This window comes from Haemophilus haemolyticus, from assembly GCF_003493685.1.
Classification (GTDB): Bacteria; Pseudomonadota; Gammaproteobacteria; order Enterobacterales; family Pasteurellaceae; genus Haemophilus; species Haemophilus haemolyticus_O.
The window spans coordinates 306,650-324,582 of sequence record NZ_QQJW01000001.1 but is presented as its reverse complement, the minus strand read 5'-3'; the positions used below and the strand labels follow the sequence as shown (position 1 = coordinate 324,582).

The following is a 17,933-nucleotide window of genomic DNA, read 5'->3' as shown; positions in this document are numbered from 1 at the left end:
ATTTTCATGGATAAGGACATGCAATTAATTCGCGGGCTTCATAATGCAAATCGTGTTTTACAAGGTTGTGCGCTAACGATCGGCAACTTTGATGGTGTGCATTTAGGGCATCAAGCAGTCCTCCGCCATTTGCGCCAAAAAGCTGACGAATTAAATTTACCCATGGCGGTATTGTTATTTGAATCACAGCCGCGTGAATATTTTATGGGGAAAAATGCACCTGCGCGTTTAATGCGTTTGCGTGACAAAATTTATTATCTAGAAAAGGCTAAGGTTGATGTCGTAATTGTGGCGAAATTTGACCGCACTTTTGCCGAACAACCAGCTGATGTTTTTATTGAGCAAACGCTTGTTAATCATCTACATGTGAAATTTTTAAGCATTGGCGATGATTTTAAGTTCGGCTCAAAACGCCAAGGCAATTTTGCAATGTTGCAAGCAGCAGGTAAGCGTTTCGGTTTTATTGTTGAAGATAACCGTAGCTTTTGTCTAGATGAACAGCGAATCAGTAGCACTGCAATCCGCGAAGCGTTAGCGAATGATAACTTACAACTTGCAGAAAATTTACTCGGTAAACCTTATCGTATTTTTGGACGTGTGATCCATGGTAATAAGCTAGGTAGAACAATAGGGTTTCCAACGGCAAATATTCGTTTGCATAGACAAGTAAATCCAATCAAAGGCGTTTATGCTGTAAAAGTGCGGTTAAAATCGGGTGAGATTTTTAACGGCGTGGCAAACATGGGAAAACGCCCAACTATAAATGGATTAATGCAATTATTAGAAGTTCATTTATTTGATTTTTCTCAGAATATTTATGGCCAAATGGTGGAAGTTGAATTCTGCCACAAGATTAGAAACGAGATTAAATTTCCGTCTTTTGATGATTTGAAAATGCAAATTGAGAAAGACGTAGAAACTGCGAAAGCGTTTTTTAAGGGTAAGTATGCCAGTTATTTTACGTTTTAAAGGCTATGTTTTTTTCTTTTACTCTAATGAAGGAAATCCTCTTGAGCCTGCGCATATTCATGTACGCAATGCGGAGGCGGAAGCAAAATTTTGGTTGGAACCCGATATTTCTTTAGCAAGAAACGATGGATTTAATTCAAAAGAATTAAAAGAAATTTTTGTTATTGTTGAAACACATAGAATGCAATTCACGGAGGCGTGGTATGACTATTTCAGCTAAAAGCGTTCGCTTTGATGAAAACACTATGTGGGTGGAGTTAAATGATGCGCGTATTTTAGGTGTACCCTTAGTGTGGTTTCCTAAATTACTACATGCAACCCAAAGTGAATTGGAAAACTATGAACTGAGCCGTAGAGGCATTCATTGGGATTGCCTTGATGAAGATATCTCAATTGATGGTTTACTTGCGGGACGTGGCGATGTAACACACAAACCACAAAAAGTTGCTTAAATTTAATTTAAAAATTGGAAAATAAAATGACAGTCGATTACAAAAACACTCTTAACCTACCGGAAACCAGCTTTCCAATGCGCGGTGATTTAGCTAAGCGCGAACCTAATATGTTGAAAAATTGGTACGAGAAAAATCTTTACCAAAAAATTCGTGAAGCGAGCAAAGGCAAAAAATCTTTTATTCTGCATGATGGTCCTCCTTATGCGAATGGTAACATTCATATTGGTCACGCAGTAAACAAAATTCTAAAAGATATTATTATTAAATCCAAAACAGCATTAGGTTTTGATTCTCCTTATATCCCGGGCTGGGACTGTCATGGTTTGCCAATTGAATTAAAAGTAGAAGGTTTAGTAGGCAAACCAAACGAGAAAATTACGGCGGCTGAATTCCGTCAAAAATGCCGTGAATATGCCGCGGAACAAGTAGAAGGGCAGAAAAAAGACTTTATCCGTTTAGGTGTTTTGGGCGATTGGGATAATCCATACCTCACGATGAATTTCGATACTGAAGCGAATATTATCCGCACTTTAGGTAAAGTTATTGAAAATGGTCATTTGTATAAAGGCTCAAAACCAGTTCACTGGTGTTTAGATTGTGGCTCTTCTTTGGCTGAAGCAGAAGTGGAATACGAAGACAAAGTTTCTCCGTCTATCTATGTTCGTTTCCCAGCAGTAAGTGCGGTTGAAATTGAAAAGAAATTTAACGCAGTTGGCAAAGGTCATGGCAAATTATCTGCGGTGATTTGGACAACCACACCTTGGACAATGCCATCTAACCGTGCAATCGCGGTAAATGCAGAATTAGAATACAACCTAGTACAACTTGGCGATGAGCGTGTGATTTTAGCTGCTGAATTAGTTGAATCCGTAGCGAAAGCCGTGGGCGTAGAACAAATTGAAATTTTAGGTTCAGTAAAAGGTCAGGCGCTTGAGTTAGTTCGCTTTAACCATCCGTTCTATGATTTCACTGTACCAGTAATTTTAGGTGATCACGTGACCACTGATGGCGGTACGGGTTTAGTACATACCGCACCTGATCACGGTTTAGATGATTTTGTTGTGGGTAAACAATATGATTTACCGATGGCGGGTCTTGTATCGAATGACGGTAAATTTATTTCAACTACTGAATTCTTTGCTGGTAAAGGCGTATTTGAAGCGAATCCATTGGTTGTTGAAAAATTGCAAGAAGTGGGCAACTTATTAAAAGTTGAGAAAATCAAACACAGCTACCCACACTGCTGGCGTCATAAAACACCAATTATTTTCCGTGCGACTCCGCAATGGTTTATCGGCATGGAAACACAAGGGTTACGCCAACAAGCATTAGGCGAAATCAAACAAGTTCGCTGGATTCCAGATTGGGGTCAAGCACGTATCGAGAAAATGGTTGAAAACCGCCCTGACTGGTGTATTTCCCGTCAACGTACTTGGGGCGTGCCGATGACCTTATTCGTGCACAAAGAAACCGAAGAACTTCATCCGCGTACCTTAGAGTTACTTGAAGAAGTAGCGAAACGTGTAGAGAAAGCCGGTATTCAAGCATGGTGGGATTTAGACGAAAAAGAATTATTAGGTGCGGACGCAGAAACCTATCGCAAAGTGCCTGATACCCTTGACGTATGGTTTGACTCAGGATCAACCTATTCTTCTGTTGTGGCGAATCGTCCGGAATTTAACGGTCAAGATATCGACATGTATTTAGAAGGTTCTGACCAACACCGTGGTTGGTTTATGTCTTCTTTAATGCTTTCTACAGCAACAGATAGCAAAGCACCATACAAACAAGTATTAACGCATGGTTTCACTGTGGATGGTCAAGGCCGTAAGATGTCAAAATCTATCGGTAACATCGTGACACCACAAGAAGTCATGGATAAATTCGGTGGCGACATTTTACGTTTATGGGTTGCATCTACCGACTATACCGGTGAAATGACTGTTTCTGATGAAATTTTAAAACGTGCCGCGGACAGCTATCGTCGTATTCGTAACACCGCGCGTTTCTTACTAGCGAACTTGAATGGTTTTGATCCGCAACGTGATGCCGTTAAACCAGAAGAAATGATTAGCTTAGATCGTTGGGCGGTAGCTTGTGCCTTAGATGCACAAAAAGAAATTAAAGACGCGTACGATAACTATCAATTCCACACTGTGGTACAACGTTTAATGCGTTTCTGTTCGGTAGAAATGGGTTCATTCTATTTAGATATTATCAAAGACCGTCAATATACAACCAAAGCAGATAGCCTTGCTCGTCGTAGCTGTCAAACTGCGTTATGGCATATTGCTGAAGCATTAGTTCGTTGGATGGCGCCGATCTTATCTTTCACTGCCGATGAAATTTGGCAACACTTGCCACAAACCGAAAGTGCTCGTGCAGAATTCGTATTTACTGAAGAATTCTATCAAGGCTTATTTGGTTTAGGCGAGAATGAAAAATTAGACGATGCCTACTGGCAACAACTCATTAAAGTTCGTTCTGAAGTGAACCGTGTATTAGAAGTCGCGCGTAACGATAAAGTGATTGGTGGCGGTTTAGAAGCAGAAGTGACTGTCTATGCGAATGACGAATATCGTGCATTGTTAGAACAACTAGGCAATGAATTACGTTTCGTGTTAATCACCTCAAAAGCTGAAGTGAAAGCATTAGCAGACAAACCTGCAGATGTAGCTTCGGGTGAGTTAGACGGTATTGCAGTGAGTGTAGCGCGTTCTAACGGTGAAAAATGTCCACGTTGCTGGCATTATTCTGACAAAATTGGCGTGAATTCAGAACATCCAATACTTTGTCCACGTTGTGTAGAAAATGTGGCGGGTAATGGTGAAGTGCGCCATTTTGCATAATTAAATTCGTTGTAAAACAGAAAAGTGCGGTTTATTTTAACCGCACTTTTTTACTTTTGTACAAAAGGAAGTAGAGATTATGTTAGGGAAAGAAATGATTCGCTCTAAAACAATGTGGTTTTATCTCTTATTGGTTATTTTCTCCATTTTTACTAATATGGGGTTGGGTAATGTATTAAGTGAGAATATTCCCGTTTCAGATTACGCAATTTTATTTGTTATCACGGCGATTTCTTTTTATTTCACCCCTTGGATTGGGCGAATATTAATCACTATATTATTCCTCAGCGCGCTATTTTATTGTTCTGCTGGTTTTTTCTATGGTATTCCATCTTTGGGTATTATCGCTTCTGTTTATGAAACGAATATTAATGAAACCTTGGAATATTACACGACTATTCCTTTTGGGATATTTTTATTTCAAGCTAGTTATCTAATCCTGTTTGTTGCTTTAATGAAATTAAGTTTTCATGTTCAACAACAAGCATTTAAGTGGCTAAATACGGCTGTTATCAGCATATTATTAGTTTTTTCTTACAATCAATTTTCTGATTGGAACTATGGGTATAAATTCCGTTTTTATCCCGTTCTTTTCTACTCAGAATTTGATCGTATGAATGATCTGTATTTAGAACAACGAGATTTTCTAAATCAATCCGTTAATGCGCCTTCTCAATGGGATATTCAATCTTTCACGCCAAAGTATAAAAATTATATTTTGATTATCGGTGAAAGCATGCGAAAAGATTATATGTCGTTATATGGCTTTCCATTGAAAACCACTACATTTTTAGAGCGTGTGAAAGGCACAGTTTTTGAAAACTATTATTCTGCGGCACCAAATACGCAACCGTCTTTACAACGCACCTTGTATCGAGCAGATAAAGGGGAAACGGTTTATACGGATAATATTATTTCTTTAGCCAAAAAAGCGGGTGTGAAAACCTATTGGATTTCTAATCAAGGCAAAATTGGTGAATTTGATACGATGGCATCTCGTATTGGTCAAGGTGCGGATGAAACGATTTTTATGAAGCCGTTAGGTTACAATTCTAAAAAAGTTTATGACGATGAAATGTTACCTGTATTAGATAAAGCCTTAAAAGAAAACATTACGAATCCAAAATTAATTGTGATTCATTTAATGGGTTCACATCCAGCCTTTTGCGAGCGTCTTCCGTACGAGGTTAAAAATTATTTTATTAATCAATCTATGTCTTGTTATTTAGAATCGATTAAATATACGGATCAGTTTTTAGAAAAATTAAATTCACAATTGGTGGCACAAAACGAACCCTATTCGGTAATTTACTTTTCTGATCACGGGCTTGCTCATTATGAGGATTCTAAAGGCTTATCATTGCATCCAAATAATCTTTATAAACAAGATTATGAAATTCCTTTTGTTATGTTTTCGAGTGATAGCCAAAAGGTCGAAAAAATAAAAACGCCACAATCTGCATTTAATTTTGTGTATGGTTTTGCTGATTGGATGGGAATTAAGGAAAAACATTTACAAGGCGTGGATTTCTACCATCCTGAAAAACAGGAAATTAAGGTATTTGATTGGAAGAAAGTGGTGAATGTTAAAGAGTTAGCTGATGATCCAGCAAAATTACCAGAAGCCGCTCAGTAAATGAGATCGTGCTTTATCATTTATCGGCTTATGCTAGAATTAGCGCAATTTTTTTAAAAGGGAAATATTATGTCCAAAAAATCAGGGCTTTCATTTTTATGGTTAAGTGCGGTCGCTTTCGTGGTTGATTTGTTCACTAAATACATTGTGGTACAAAAATTTGATTTGTATGAAAGCGTTAATGTATTGCCTGTTTTCAATCTTACCTATGTTCGCAATTATGGTGCGGCATTTAGTTTCTTAGCGGATCATAATGGCTGGCAACAATATTTCTTTATTTTGTTAGCGTTGGCTATCTCTGGCATGTTGGTTTATTTTTTAGCAAAAAATAATGCTGAACAAAAAATCCAAAATTCTGCTTATGCACTCATTATTGGTGGGGCGTTAGCGAATATGGTGGATCGCGCTTACAATGGTTTCGTCGTGGATTTCTTTGATTTCTACTGGGATATTTACCATTATCCAGTGTTTAATATTGCTGATATTGCCATTTGTATTGGCGCAGGGTTATTAGCATTAGATGCTTTTAAGAGCGAAAAGAAAAAAGTACAAGATAAACAAGCAGAAAAGTGCGGTCAGAAATGAAGATAATTTTAGCGAATCCACGAGGATTTTGTGCTGGTGTAGATCGTGCCATTAGTATTGTTGAACTAGCCTTAGAAATTCATGGTGCACCAATTTATGTTCGTCATGAAGTAGTGCATAACCGATTTGTTGTGAACGGATTGCGTGATCGTGGTGCGATCTTTGTGGAAGAATTAAGTGAGGTACCTGATGGTGCGATCGTGATTTTTTCTGCGCATGGTGTATCTCAAGCCGTTCGACAAGAAGCGAAAGATCGTAATCTCAAAGTATTTGATGCAACCTGTCCTTTGGTAACAAAAGTGCATATGCAAGTTGCGCGTGCAAGTCGAAAGGGAACAAAAGCGATTTTGATTGGGCATAAAGGGCATCCTGAAGTTGAAGGCACGATGGGGCAGTATAGCAATGAAGACGGCGGTATTTTCCTGATTGAAAAAGTAGAAGATATTGCGCGTTTGCCAATGCAAGAAAATGATGATTTAACCTTTATGACGCAAACAACTTTGTCGCTAGATGATACGGCTGAAACTATTGCTGCATTAAAGGAAAAATATCCCGCTATTCAAGGGCCACACAAAAATGATATTTGTTATGCGACAACTAATCGTCAAGAAGCGGTGCGAGAATTGGCAAAATTATCAGATTTGGTATTGGTGGTTGGTTCTAAAAATTCATCAAATTCAAATCGCTTAGCTGAATTGGCGTCTCGAATGGGGGTTAAATCACAGCTTCTTGATGATCCTTCCGATATTCAAGCGGATTGGTTTAATGATGTGAAAACCGTTGGGATTACTGCTGGAGCGTCTGCGCCAGAAGAATTAGTCCAATCGATTATTTCTCGCTTAAAAGAGTTTGGTGCGAATACCATAGAAGAACTACAAGGTTTAGAAGAAAATATGTTCTTTGAGGTTCCAAAAGAGCTGAGAATAAAAGAAGTTAACTAATACTAAGGGGCTTGTCGTAAATGATAAGCCCTTTGTTTTTTCATTCAAATTAAGAATTTTTGCGATCTGAATCGCAAAAGTGCGGTAAGAATCTTGAGCGTTTTCTTGAAAGCATAAAAAATGACTGTGTTGATATGCTCGTCAACATGTTCATATTAAAAGGAAACCTCTATGAAATTAATGAAAACATTATTCACTTCGATGGTATTGTGCGGGGCTTTGGGTGCGTCTTCGGCTTTTGCTGAGGAAAAAGCTGCAGAGCAGGCTGTTCAACCTGTTGTGGCAACTCAAACTGAGGCTCAAGTTGCACCGGCTACTGTGAGCGATAAATTGAATATCAATACGGCAACCGTTAGTGAAATTCAAAAAGCCTTAACAGGAATCGGTGCGAAAAAAGCAAAAGCGATAGTGCAATATCGTGAAAAACACGGTAATTTCACGAGTGCTGAACAACTATTAGAAGTGCAAGGGATTGGTAAAGCAACGCTTGAAAGAAACCGTGATCGAATTACTTTTTAATTTTAAAACCGCTTATGAATGCCCTGTTTTACAGGGCTTTTTTATTGTGCACTTTAAGCCATTTTTGCATTTGTTCAATTTCCGCTTGTTGTGCGTTAATAATATTCTCAGCAAGCTTACGCATCTCAGGATCTTTTCCGTATTTTAATTCAACTTCCGCCATTTTTACTGCGCCAATATGGTGTGGCAACATACCTGCTGCAAAAGCAACATCAGGATCTTTATATTGCATGGCTGCCATCATGTTTTGGTGCATTTGATTCATACCTTGCATTAATTCTTGTTGCATTGCAGAATCTGTCGGCATTGGCATATTCATGTGTGCTTGATGCGGTTGTTCATTAGCTTGGGCACAAATTGAAACTGCAGCAGCGCTAAGTGTGATAAAAGTCATAAGTTTTTTCATGTTTTTCTCCTATGTGATAACTGAATGAGCACGAATCATAAACCTTAACCTAAGGTTAAGGTCAATACTTATTCCGAAAATTTTTGGTGAGATATTAAAATAAGACAATGTTTGATATGAGGAACAGAATTACGAAGCAAAGATTTGTACTTGCCACGGGCAATAAAGGCAAAGTAAAAGAAATGGCAGATGTGTTAGCTGATTTCGGTTTTGAAGTCATTGCTCAGACAGATTTAGGCATTGAAAGCCGAATCGAATCACTTTTTAATTTTAAAACCGCTTATGGATGCCCTGTTTTACAGGGCTTTTTTATTTTTTCAGAAAGAAAATGTAGAAAGTTTATTTCTTTTTAAAAATCCGTTGGCAATCTTAGTAAATTTTAATACACTAAAAAGCCTAGTCGGGGTGCAATATGCTGAGATCATACCCGTGAACCTGAAACAGTTAATACTGACGTAGGAAACTAGGAATACAGCCTTATCTCCTTCCCGTCATTATTGCTGCCTTTTGATATAAATAAGGATGTAATAATGAAACTTCTTAAATTAACCTTAATTTCTACCGCACTTTTTTCTACCGCTGCATTAGCCCAATCACAGCAAAGTGTTAACGTATATAGCTATGATTCTTTCACTTCTGAATGGGGAGCTGGTCCAAAAGTAAAACAAGATTTTGAAAAAGCGCACCCACAATGCGCTATTAATTTTACGCCTTTTGAAAGTGGTGGCGTGTTACTCAATCGAGTTCGCTTGGAAGGAAAGAAAACCAAAGCAGATATTGTGCTAGGTTTAGATAACTTTGTTTTAGAGCAAGCTGAAAAAACAGGTATTTTCGCGCCAAATAAAGTAGATTTAACTCAACTTGATCTACCAACAAAATGGACGAATAAAACCTTCTTACCTTTCGATTTCGGTAACTATGCTTTTGTGTACGATAAAACTAAATTACAAAATCCGCCGAAAAGTTTGAAAGAATTGGTTGAACGCCAAGATATCCGTGTAATTTATCAAGATCCTCGCACCAGCAGTGTGGGTCGTGGCTTATTGGTTTGGATGAATGCAATTTATCCTGCGGACAAAATTCAATCTGCTTGGAAAGAGTTGGATAAGCATACGGTGACCGTGGGTAAAGGCTGGTCAGATACTTACGGTGCATTCTTAAAAGGCGAAGCGGATTTAGTGTTAAGTTACAGCACATCACCACTTTATCACCAACTTTTTGAGAAAAAAGATAATTATGCAGCGACAGATTTTGCGGAAGGACATATCACTCAAGTGGAATTAGCGGCTCGAGTCGCAAACCATCCAAATCAATGTGCGGATGATTTTATGGCATTTTTAATTTCACCTACGGCACAAAAACATATTGTGACAGCCAATATTATGTTGCCAGTCATTCAAGGTGAAATTGAACCGCACTTTGATGCGCTTAAAGCTCAACAAAAAACTCAAACTCCAGTTAATCCAATGGTGAATGCCGAACAATTAAAAAATTGGATTAGCACTTGGCAAACCACATTAACAAAATAGTTTGATGTTTTCGTTATTTCATCATCCACAACTCCGCCCTCGTCATTATGTGGGCGGTGTTGTTGTCATTGGCGTGATTACACTTTTTTATGGTGGCGCGTTAAGTTCGATCTTTGCATTGGGAGATGAATTGCAATGGCGATCTTGGTTCACGGATGATTATCTACAGCATCTAATTCTTTTCAGTTTTGGACAAGCCTTACTTTCTACCGTTTTATCTATTTTTTTTGGTCTGCTCCTTGCCAGAGCATTGTTTTATCAACCATTCTCAGGAAAAAAGTGGTTATTAAAATTAATGTCGCTAACTTTCGTCTTGCCTGTTTTAGTGGCAATTTTTGGTTTGATCGGCATTTATGGTTCAAGTGGTTGGTTAGCTTGGTTTGCGAATCTTTTGGGAATGCCTTGGCAGGGGCATATTTACGGACTCTCGGGTATTTTAATTGCGCATCTTTTTTTCAATATCCCGCTGGCAGCGCAGCTTTTCTTACAAAGTTTGCAAAGTATTCCTTATCAGCAACGTCAGCTTGCAGCCCAGCTTAATTTGCAAGGTTGGCAATTCGTTAAATTGGTAGAGTGGCCCGTTTTTCGTCAGCAATGTTTGCCCACATTCAGCTTGATTTTTATGCTTTGCTTCACCAGTTTTACAGTTGTTCTTACGCTAGGTGGCGGGCCTCAATATACAACATTAGAAACCGCAATTTACCAAGCAATTTTATTTGAATTTGATCTGCCCAAAGCTGCTCTTTTTGCTATGTTGCAATTTGTATTTTGCTTGGTTTTATTTAGCTTAACGTCGCGTTTTTCGCCCTCTAATCAAAATGGCTTGAGCAATAGTAATCCTTGGTTTGAGAAGCCTAAAAGTGCGGTTAAAATTTTCCATGTTTTTGTCTTACTGGTTTTTGTATTTTTCCTTTTTTCGCCAGTATTGAACATTCTTATCAGCACATTGAGTTCACCAAGTTTGCTCACAGTTTGGCATAATTCTCAACTTTGGCGTGCGTTAGGTTATTCACTTTCTATCGCACCTTTATCTGCATTACTTGCATTAACGATGGCAATCGCTTTATTGCTTTTATCGCGCCGTTTAGAATGGTTACATTATCAGAAAATCTCGCAATTTATTATTAATGCTGGAATGGTAATTTTAGCAATCCCGATTTTAGTGCTTGCGATGGGATTATTTTTATTATTACAAGATCGTGATTTTTCAAATATTGATTTGTTTATTATCGTTGTATTTTGCAATGCGTTAAGTGCAATGCCTTTTGTTTTACGTATTTTGAGCGCACCTTTCCATAACAATATGCGTTATTACGAAAATCTGTGTAATAGTCTGGGAATTGTAGGGTGGCAGCGTTTTTATCTGATTGAGTGGCAAACTTTGCGTGCACCGTTGCGCTATGCTTTTGCTTTAGGTTTGGCGCTATCGTTAGGGGATTTTACGGCTATTGCATTGTTTGGCAATCAAGAGTTTACTTCTCTACCGCACTTATTATATCAGCAGCTAGGTAATTATCGTAATCAAGATGCAGCTGTAACTGCAGGGATTTTATTATTGCTTTGTGGCATATTGTTTGCCTTTATTCACACACATAGGGATGCTGATGATTTATCTAAATAATGTGATTTTGAACGATAAAACCTTACCGATGTGCTTTAATTTGAGCGTAAATGCTGGCGAGCGTGTCGCGATTATTGGCGAAAGTGGTGCGGGTAAAAGTACGTTATTGAATTTAATCGCTGGATTTGAATTTCCTCATCAAGGAGAAATTTGGTTAAACGATAAAAATCATACTTGTAGTGCACCTTACGAGCGTCCGGTTTCCATGTTATTTCAAGAAAATAATTTATTTCCTCATTTAACCGTACAGCAAAATCTTGCGTTGGGGTTAAAACCCTCTTTAAAATTAACCGCACTTGAACAGGAAAAAATTGAACAGGTCGCTTGTTCTGTGGGATTGGGCGATTATTTGCAACGTTTACCGAATTCTCTTTCTGGTGGTCAAAAACAGCGAGTGGCATTGGCGCGTTGTTTGTTACGAGATAAACCCATCTTGTTATTAGATGAGCCTTTTTCGGCATTAGATCAGAAACTTCGTGTAGAAATGCTTGCTTTAATTGCCAAACTTTGTGATGAGAAACATCTGACATTGTTACTTGTTACTCACCAACCATCAGAATTAGTTGGTACGATAGATCGAGTATTGCTGGTGGAGAATGGTCAGATAAGTCAATTGCAAAAAGAGACGTAAAATTATATAGACTTTATAATCAATGAATCTATTCAATGGCTATCGATACTAGCCTATACACTGAATAAATATAATATACAAAAATGCGGTTATTATTCACCGCACTTTCAAAGGAAAAATATGTTAACTGAAAAACTACAAATTAACTCTATTACACCACATCCAAGCGTTGAATATTGGTCTGTTTGCAAAGTTGAGGCGTTATTTGAAACGCCATTTTTGGAATTGGTTTACCGCGCTGCGCAAGTTCATCGCAAGCATTTTAATCCTCGAGCGATTCAGTTATCCACGTTAATGTCTATCAAAACGGGTGGATGCCCAGAAGATTGTGGTTATTGCCCTCAATCAGCCCGTTATCATACTGGCGTACAAAATCAGCAGTTATTAGATGTTGATGAGATCGTCGCGAAAGCAAAAATTGCGAAAGCGCGTGGAGCGGGGCGTTTTTGTATGGGCGCAGCTTGGCGAGGCCCTAAGCCAAAAGATATTGAGAAAGTCACAGAAATTATTAAGGCAGTGAAATCGCTCGGTTTAGAAACCTGTGGCACTTTTGGTTTATTGCAAGACGGTATGGCAGAAGATTTAAAAGAAGCTGGTTTAGATTATTACAATCATAATCTTGATACAGCGCCAGAACATTATGCAGAAGTGATTGGTACACGACGTTTTGATGATCGCCTTAGCACGTTAGGAAAAGTACGCAAAGCTGGATTAAAAGTGTGTTGTGGCGGCATCGTGGGAATGAATGAAACCCGTAAAGAACGGGCTGGATTAATCGCGAGCCTTGCAAATCTTGATCCGCAACCCGAGTCAGTACCGATTAATCAACTCGTTAAGGTTGAAGGTACACCGTTAGCCGATGCGGAAGAATTAGATTGGACAGAGTTTGTGCGAACGATTGCTGTTGCACGTATTACCATGCCAAAAAGTTATGTTCGCCTTTCTGCAGGCCGTAGTGGCATGAGTGAAGAAATGCAAGCGATGTGTTTTATGGCGGGTGCAAATTCTATTTTCTATGGCGATAAATTACTTGTCACAGGTAACCCAGAAGAAGATGGCGATCAGTTATTAATGGCAAAATTAGATTTAGAGCCAGAAACTGCAGAAAATAAAAAAGCTTCTTGAATATCAAGAAGCTAATTATTTAAGGGGTTGATGTAGATTAGCCCCTAACTTTTTTATTTTTGTTGAGGCTGTAATTGTGGATCTTGTCCATACAATGGATGTCTCGGACCATAAAGCAAACAACCATTGCAAGGTCCATTAAGCATATTTCCTGTCGCCCACGCAGCAACCTTGTACCCTTTATCTGATACATTGTTCGCAATTTGTTTTACTACAGCAGTAATCAGCATTACGATGGCATTACTGTTGTTATTGCGATCTGCATCGTCTGCGTAGCCTTTACCTTCCCATAAGGTTTTACCACTACGTAAATCAACAAGTTTGCCACTTACTCTTACTTTAGTAACACTATCAAATACTTGGTAATTCACACCGTAATCATCTACATTAATGTAAAGAACTGCATCAGCCCCAAAAATATCGCGTAATTTTTGTGGATTTACATTATGGATTTCTTGAGCCTGTGTTAAACCATTGTGTTTAAAAGTTTCATACACAAGCGCAGGAGGGAAAACATAATACCCTTCTTCCGCCAATGGAGAAATTGTATGTGCCAACACAGCAGGAGAACCTTTAACATCATTCGTTGTATCCGTAGGAAGTAATACCAAGATAGAACGCGGTTTACTTTCTTGATAGTTCGTATAGTCATAAGGCGTTGGCTTCATTGTTGAACAGGCAGAAAGCAAAAGCGTACAAGCCATTACCAAATAGAGAGAGATTTTTTTCATTTTTTCGCTCCTTTTTTCACTTTTTTATTTCCAGTGCTTTCTGTATTCGCATCCACTTTTTTTCCTTTATTTAACAAGAAGTTAATATATTGAGTTGATTCAGGAAATAAGGTCATTTCTTTTTGATAGGCTTCTGCCATTTTGCCAGCATTGCCTAATTGACCATATAAAAGACCAATCTGTGCATACAGTCCAGGCGGTACTTTTTTACCGCTATCAAGTTGAGCAATTTCTTCTAATTTTTGAAGCTGTTCTTGTGGATCGCCGTCTTGAGTTAGATATTGGTATACGGAAGTTGGATAGGTATCTCCATTCCAAGTATACAATGTATTTGGTTTACTGCCTGATGAACAGGCAGTCACCACAGCAACAGCTGATAAGCAAATAAAAAGTTTTAGTTTATTCATAATAAAATCCTTAATTTGAAGGCTTCCATTGACCTGATTCAACACCAGAAACAAGGTTATTTACAGCTTCACGAATGGCTAAATCTAATACTTTACCATTAAGAGTTGAATCATAGCCTGCGGTGCCACCAAAACCTAACACTTCACGGTTTGAAAGATTATATTCACCAGCACCTTGAACAGAATAAACCACTTCTGAAGTTTGAGTATTCACCACATTCAATGTTACTTTTGCATAAGCCACTTGTTGTTTACCGCGACCTAGAATACCAAATAATTGCTGATCGCCTACTGTTTTACGACCAAATTCAGTCACATCGCCAGTCACCACATAATTCGCGCCTTTTAATTTTTGTTTTTGACCTTTGATTTTTGCTTCTGTCGCCGATTCTGACATATTGGTGCGATCCAACACACTAAAACGACCTGATTGTTGTAAGTGAGACACTAAAATAGTTTTAGCTTGATTACCTAATTGATCCACGCCGTCAGAGAATACGCCATTGTTATAGCTTGAACGATTATCAAATTTACCCACAGAAATAGGGGCTTTCACACCGTTATACGCGGTGTTATAGCTCGTTACTTTTTGAACTTCAACAGTACGAGAACCCTCGGTTGCACAACCAGATAAAGCTAAAACGCTGACAGATAATAAGATTGGATAGAGTTTTTTCATTGCAGAATCCTTATAATATAAAGTGATAAAAAAGCTCCTTGAGTTATCAAGGAGCTTCCATTTTAAAGAATTTCTTTAGCTTTCGCTACCACGTTTTCAACAGTGAAACCAAAGAGTTTGAATAATTGATCCGCTGGTGCAGACTCACCGAAACTATTCATACCTACTACACGGCCGTTGAAACCAACGTATTTATACCAGAAGTCTGCAATACCCGCTTCAACCGCAACACGTTTAGTTACTGCTGCAGGTAATACGCTTTCACGGTAAGCTGCATCTTGTTTATCAAAACGGTTAGTGCTTGGCATAGAAACGACACGTACTTTTTTACCTTCGGCAGCCAATACATCTGCTGCTTTCACTGCTAACTCCACTTCTGAACCTGTCGCAATGAAGATTAACTCAGGTGTGCCATCACAGTCTTTTAATACATAAGCACCGCGTTTAACTGCATCTAATTGTGCAGAAGTGCGGTCCATTTGTGCTAAGTTTTGACGGGTAAAGATCAACGCACTTGGACCATCTTGACGTTCAACCGCTTGTTGCCATGCAATGGCTGATTCCACTTGGTCACATGGACGCCATGTTTCAAGATTTGGAATTAAGCGTAATGATGTGGTTTGCTCAACTGGTTGGTGAGTTGGACCATCTTCGCCTAAACCAATCGAGTCATGAGTATAAACAAATAAAGTGCGTTGTTTCATTAATGCCGCCATACGCACTGCATTGTGTGCATATTCGTAGAACATTAAGAAGGTTGCGCCGTAAGGAATGAAACCGCCGTGCAAGGCAATACCGTTCATAATAGCAGACATACCAAACTCACGAACACCGTAGTTGATGTAGTTACCACCTACGTTTTCATGTGCACGAATTGGTTTAGAACCACTCCATAACGTTAAGTTAGAGCTTGCTAAGTCTGCAGAGCCGCCTAAGAATTCAGGTAACACGTGAGCATAAGCTTCAATAGCATTTTGTGATGCTTTACGGCTTGCAATGCTTGCAGGATTTGCTTGTAATTTTTCAATGAACGCTTTGGATTCAGCCGCCCAGTTTGCTGGTAATTCACCGTTTACACGACGTGTAAACTCTGCAGCAAGTTCAGGATATGCTTTTGCATAAGCAGCAAATTTTTCTTCCCAAGATTTTTCTGCTGCAGAGCCTTTCTCTTTTGCAGACCATTCAGCATAGTATTCAGCTGGAATTTCAAATGGAGCATATTCCCAGTCCAGTGCTTTACGAGTTAATGCGATTTCTTCATCGCCTAATGGTGCACCGTGACAATCATGTGATGCAGATTTGTTTGGTGAGCCAAAACCAATGATCGTTTTACAAATAATTAAGGTTGGTTTTTCTTTTTCTGCTTGAGCAAGGATGGTTGCGGCACGAATTTGTTCTGCATCGTGGCCATCTACATTACGAATTACTTGCCAGCCATAAGCTTCAAAACGTGCTGCAGTATCATCGCTGAACCAACCATCAACATGACCATCAATCGAAATGTTGTTGTCATCGTAGAATGCGATTAATTTACCTAGGCCTAATGTTCCTGCTAAAGAGCAAGCTTCATGGGAAATCCCTTCCATTAAACAGCCATCGCCTAAGAACACATAAGTGTGGTGATCGACAATTTCATGGCCTTCACGGTTAAATTGACCTGCTAAGGTTTTCTCAGCAATCGCCATCCCTACTGCATTAGTGATACCTTGACCTAATGGACCTGTCGTGGTTTCAACACCAGGCGCATAACCATATTCTGGGTGACCTGGGGTTTTAGAATGTAATTGGCGGAATTGTTTTAAATCTTCGATAGAAAGATCATAGCCAGTTAAATGCAAAAGGCTATAAATCAACATAGAACCATGGCCGTTAGAAAGTACAAAACGATCTCGGTCAGCCCATTTAGGATTGGTCGGATTGTGTTTTAAAAAGTCGCGCCATAATACTTCAGCAATATCCGCCATCCCCATTGGTGCACCAGGGTGACCAGATTTAGCTTTTTGCACAGCATCCATTGATAAGAAACGAATTGCATTGGCTAATTGTCTACGAGTTGCCATTTTGTTCTCCTGTTATAATTCGCTTTGAAAAAATAATCTTGCGCATTCTACCTTATTTCTGAAGGAAATTTAGCAAAAATCCGCACTCAATTTAATAGTTTGTGACAATAATCAAATTCTACGGCGACGCTGGTGAAAACGCGCGCTACTCGATTTTACTTTCAAATTTACCGCACTTTTTTTCTCTTTGTGTTTGCGGTAAGTCCGTCGATAGTGACTTAAAAAATAATGAATAGAGCTTGCCATAACCGCGCCAAGTAAAAATACAATAATAAGCTCACCATATAATTGGTGAAAAATTTGATTAATTTTTGATTGGTTAGATTGAGTATATTGAGCATCAATGGTGACACGTAAAAATCCTTTAATGCCGCTTTGGGCGTAAAGTGGCTCTACAATTTGTTGATTGTTTGCATCGGGTGAATTGAGCATTTCGCGACTTTGAGCCAGTAATTTTCCTTCGCCATCATATAAGCTGGCATCTAAAATAAAGTCTTCTTTGACTATTTGATTAAGATTGTCCGTTAATTGCTCTGTTTTGGCATTGTTTGTGAGTAAAACTGAAAATAAATTGGCTTGTTGACGAACCAAAATATGTGAGATGTTCGCCACTTGGTTTACGCTAGCAAATTGTGAACTCAGCTTAAATTGCTTCACACCAAATAAGATAACGCCAAGTGCAGTTAGACTTAGCACAATAATCGTTGCAAGCATGGTTGATTTGATTAGTTTTTCTTTAATTATTTGCACTTTTTCAACTCACATCGGTTAAAATCTTTTCAGTCGCCAC

Annotated in this window: 19 protein-coding genes and 1 riboswitch; of the genes, 13 read left to right on the top strand and 6 right to left on the bottom strand. The window is 38.7% G+C overall.

What is annotated here, in order from left to right; translation table 11 throughout:
- Nucleotides 1-18 precede the first annotated feature (18 nt).
- The 8 genes from ribF (at nt 19) to DV434_RS01620 (ending at nt 7,954) form a co-directional block, all read left to right on the top strand.
- Entirely contained in the window at nt 19-969 is a 951-nt protein-coding gene (gene ribF, locus DV434_RS01655) for a bifunctional riboflavin kinase/FAD synthetase (protein ID WP_192881490.1), read from the top strand.
- A complete protein-coding gene (locus DV434_RS01650) occupies nt 947-1,189 on the top strand; it encodes a DUF4160 domain-containing protein (protein WP_105877535.1) in 243 nt (80 codons plus the stop codon). The genes ribF and DV434_RS01650 overlap by 23 nt, the downstream gene beginning before the upstream one ends.
- Complete coding sequence (locus tag DV434_RS01645) at nt 1,173-1,421, top strand: DUF2442 domain-containing protein (RefSeq protein WP_118785449.1); 249 nt, start codon at nt 1,173-1,175, stop codon at nt 1,419-1,421. The genes DV434_RS01650 and DV434_RS01645 overlap by 17 nt, the downstream gene beginning before the upstream one ends.
- A 26-nt stretch (nt 1,422-1,447) precedes the next feature.
- The gene (ileS, locus tag DV434_RS01640; RefSeq protein ID WP_118785448.1) at nt 1,448-4,273 is read left to right on the top strand and encodes an isoleucine--tRNA ligase; all 2,826 of its coding nucleotides are present in this window, start codon (nt 1,448-1,450) and stop codon (nt 4,271-4,273) included.
- Nucleotides 4,274-4,352: 79 nt separating this feature from the next.
- Nucleotides 4,353-5,909: a phosphoethanolamine transferase gene (locus DV434_RS01635; RefSeq protein WP_192881489.1), complete on the top strand. Its 1,557-nt coding sequence runs from the start codon at nt 4,353-4,355 to the stop codon at nt 5,907-5,909.
- A gap of 69 nt (nt 5,910-5,978) precedes the next feature.
- On the top strand, nt 5,979-6,494 hold the full coding sequence (gene lspA, locus DV434_RS01630) for a signal peptidase II (RefSeq protein WP_118785446.1): 516 nt from the start codon (nt 5,979-5,981) through the stop codon (nt 6,492-6,494).
- Nucleotides 6,491-7,435 carry a 4-hydroxy-3-methylbut-2-enyl diphosphate reductase gene (ispH, locus tag DV434_RS01625; protein WP_065250344.1) on the top strand — a complete coding sequence of 315 codons (945 nt, stop codon included), beginning with the start codon at nt 6,491-6,493 and terminating at the stop codon, nt 7,433-7,435. The genes lspA and ispH overlap by 4 nt, the downstream gene beginning before the upstream one ends.
- Before the next feature lie 171 nt (nt 7,436-7,606).
- Nucleotides 7,607-7,954 (top strand): ComEA family DNA-binding protein, encoded by a 348-nt coding sequence (locus DV434_RS01620; protein WP_192881488.1) that lies wholly within the window; start codon nt 7,607-7,609, stop codon nt 7,952-7,954.
- 28 nt (nt 7,955-7,982) lie between these two features.
- On the opposite strand, the gene copM is transcribed toward DV434_RS01620, so the two are convergent.
- Nucleotides 7,983-8,360, bottom strand: a complete 378-nt coding sequence (copM, locus tag DV434_RS01615; protein WP_053465274.1) for a CopM family metallochaperone — start codon at nt 8,358-8,360, stop codon at nt 7,983-7,985.
- A gap of 107 nt (nt 8,361-8,467) precedes the next feature.
- Between copM and DV434_RS01610 the strand changes: the two genes are divergently transcribed.
- The 5 genes from DV434_RS01610 (at nt 8,468) to bioB (ending at nt 13,266) form a co-directional block, all read left to right on the top strand.
- Nucleotides 8,468-8,713 (top strand): hypothetical protein, encoded by a 246-nt coding sequence (locus tag DV434_RS01610; protein WP_009500179.1) that lies wholly within the window; start codon nt 8,468-8,470, stop codon nt 8,711-8,713.
- Between the two features lie 38 nt (nt 8,714-8,751).
- Nucleotides 8,752-8,839: riboswitch (TPP riboswitch) on the top strand.
- Nucleotides 8,840-8,890: 51 nt separating this feature from the next.
- Nucleotides 8,891-9,889 (top strand): thiamine ABC transporter substrate binding subunit, encoded by a 999-nt coding sequence (gene thiB, locus DV434_RS01605; protein WP_118785445.1) that lies wholly within the window; start codon nt 8,891-8,893, stop codon nt 9,887-9,889.
- Between the two features lie 4 nt (nt 9,890-9,893).
- Entirely contained in the window at nt 9,894-11,510 is a 1,617-nt protein-coding gene (gene thiP, locus DV434_RS01600; protein ID WP_118785444.1) for a thiamine/thiamine pyrophosphate ABC transporter permease, read from the top strand.
- Nucleotides 11,494-12,141, top strand: coding sequence for a thiamine ABC transporter ATP-binding protein (gene thiQ / locus DV434_RS01595; protein WP_118785443.1), 648 nt, complete (start codon nt 11,494-11,496; stop codon nt 12,139-12,141). Before thiP ends, thiQ begins: the two co-directional genes overlap by 17 nt.
- Before the next feature lie 120 nt (nt 12,142-12,261).
- Entirely contained in the window at nt 12,262-13,266 is a 1,005-nt protein-coding gene (gene bioB / locus DV434_RS01590; RefSeq protein WP_065250338.1) for a biotin synthase BioB, read from the top strand.
- A 53-nt stretch (nt 13,267-13,319) separates the two neighbouring features.
- Here bioB and DV434_RS01585 read toward each other — a convergent pair whose 3' ends face one another.
- The 5 genes from DV434_RS01585 to DV434_RS01565 form a co-directional block, all read right to left on the bottom strand.
- Entirely contained in the window at nt 13,320-13,997 is a 678-nt protein-coding gene (locus DV434_RS01585) for a DUF799 domain-containing protein (protein ID WP_118785442.1), read from the bottom strand.
- Complete coding sequence (locus DV434_RS01580; RefSeq protein ID WP_118785441.1) at nt 13,994-14,404, bottom strand: DUF4810 domain-containing protein; 411 nt, start codon at nt 14,402-14,404, stop codon at nt 13,994-13,996. The genes DV434_RS01585 and DV434_RS01580 overlap by 4 nt, the downstream gene beginning before the upstream one ends.
- A gap of 10 nt (nt 14,405-14,414) precedes the next feature.
- Entirely contained in the window at nt 14,415-15,083 is a 669-nt protein-coding gene (locus DV434_RS01575) for a CsgG/HfaB family protein (protein ID WP_046939142.1), read from the bottom strand.
- Between the two features lie 62 nt (nt 15,084-15,145).
- Complete coding sequence (gene tkt, locus DV434_RS01570; protein WP_118785440.1) at nt 15,146-17,143, bottom strand: transketolase; 1,998 nt, start codon at nt 17,141-17,143, stop codon at nt 15,146-15,148.
- 111 nt (nt 17,144-17,254) lie between these two features.
- A complete protein-coding gene (locus tag DV434_RS01565) occupies nt 17,255-17,893 on the bottom strand; it encodes a YtjB family periplasmic protein (protein WP_118785439.1) in 639 nt (212 codons plus the stop codon).
- Between the last annotated feature and the right edge of the window lie 40 nt (nt 17,894-17,933).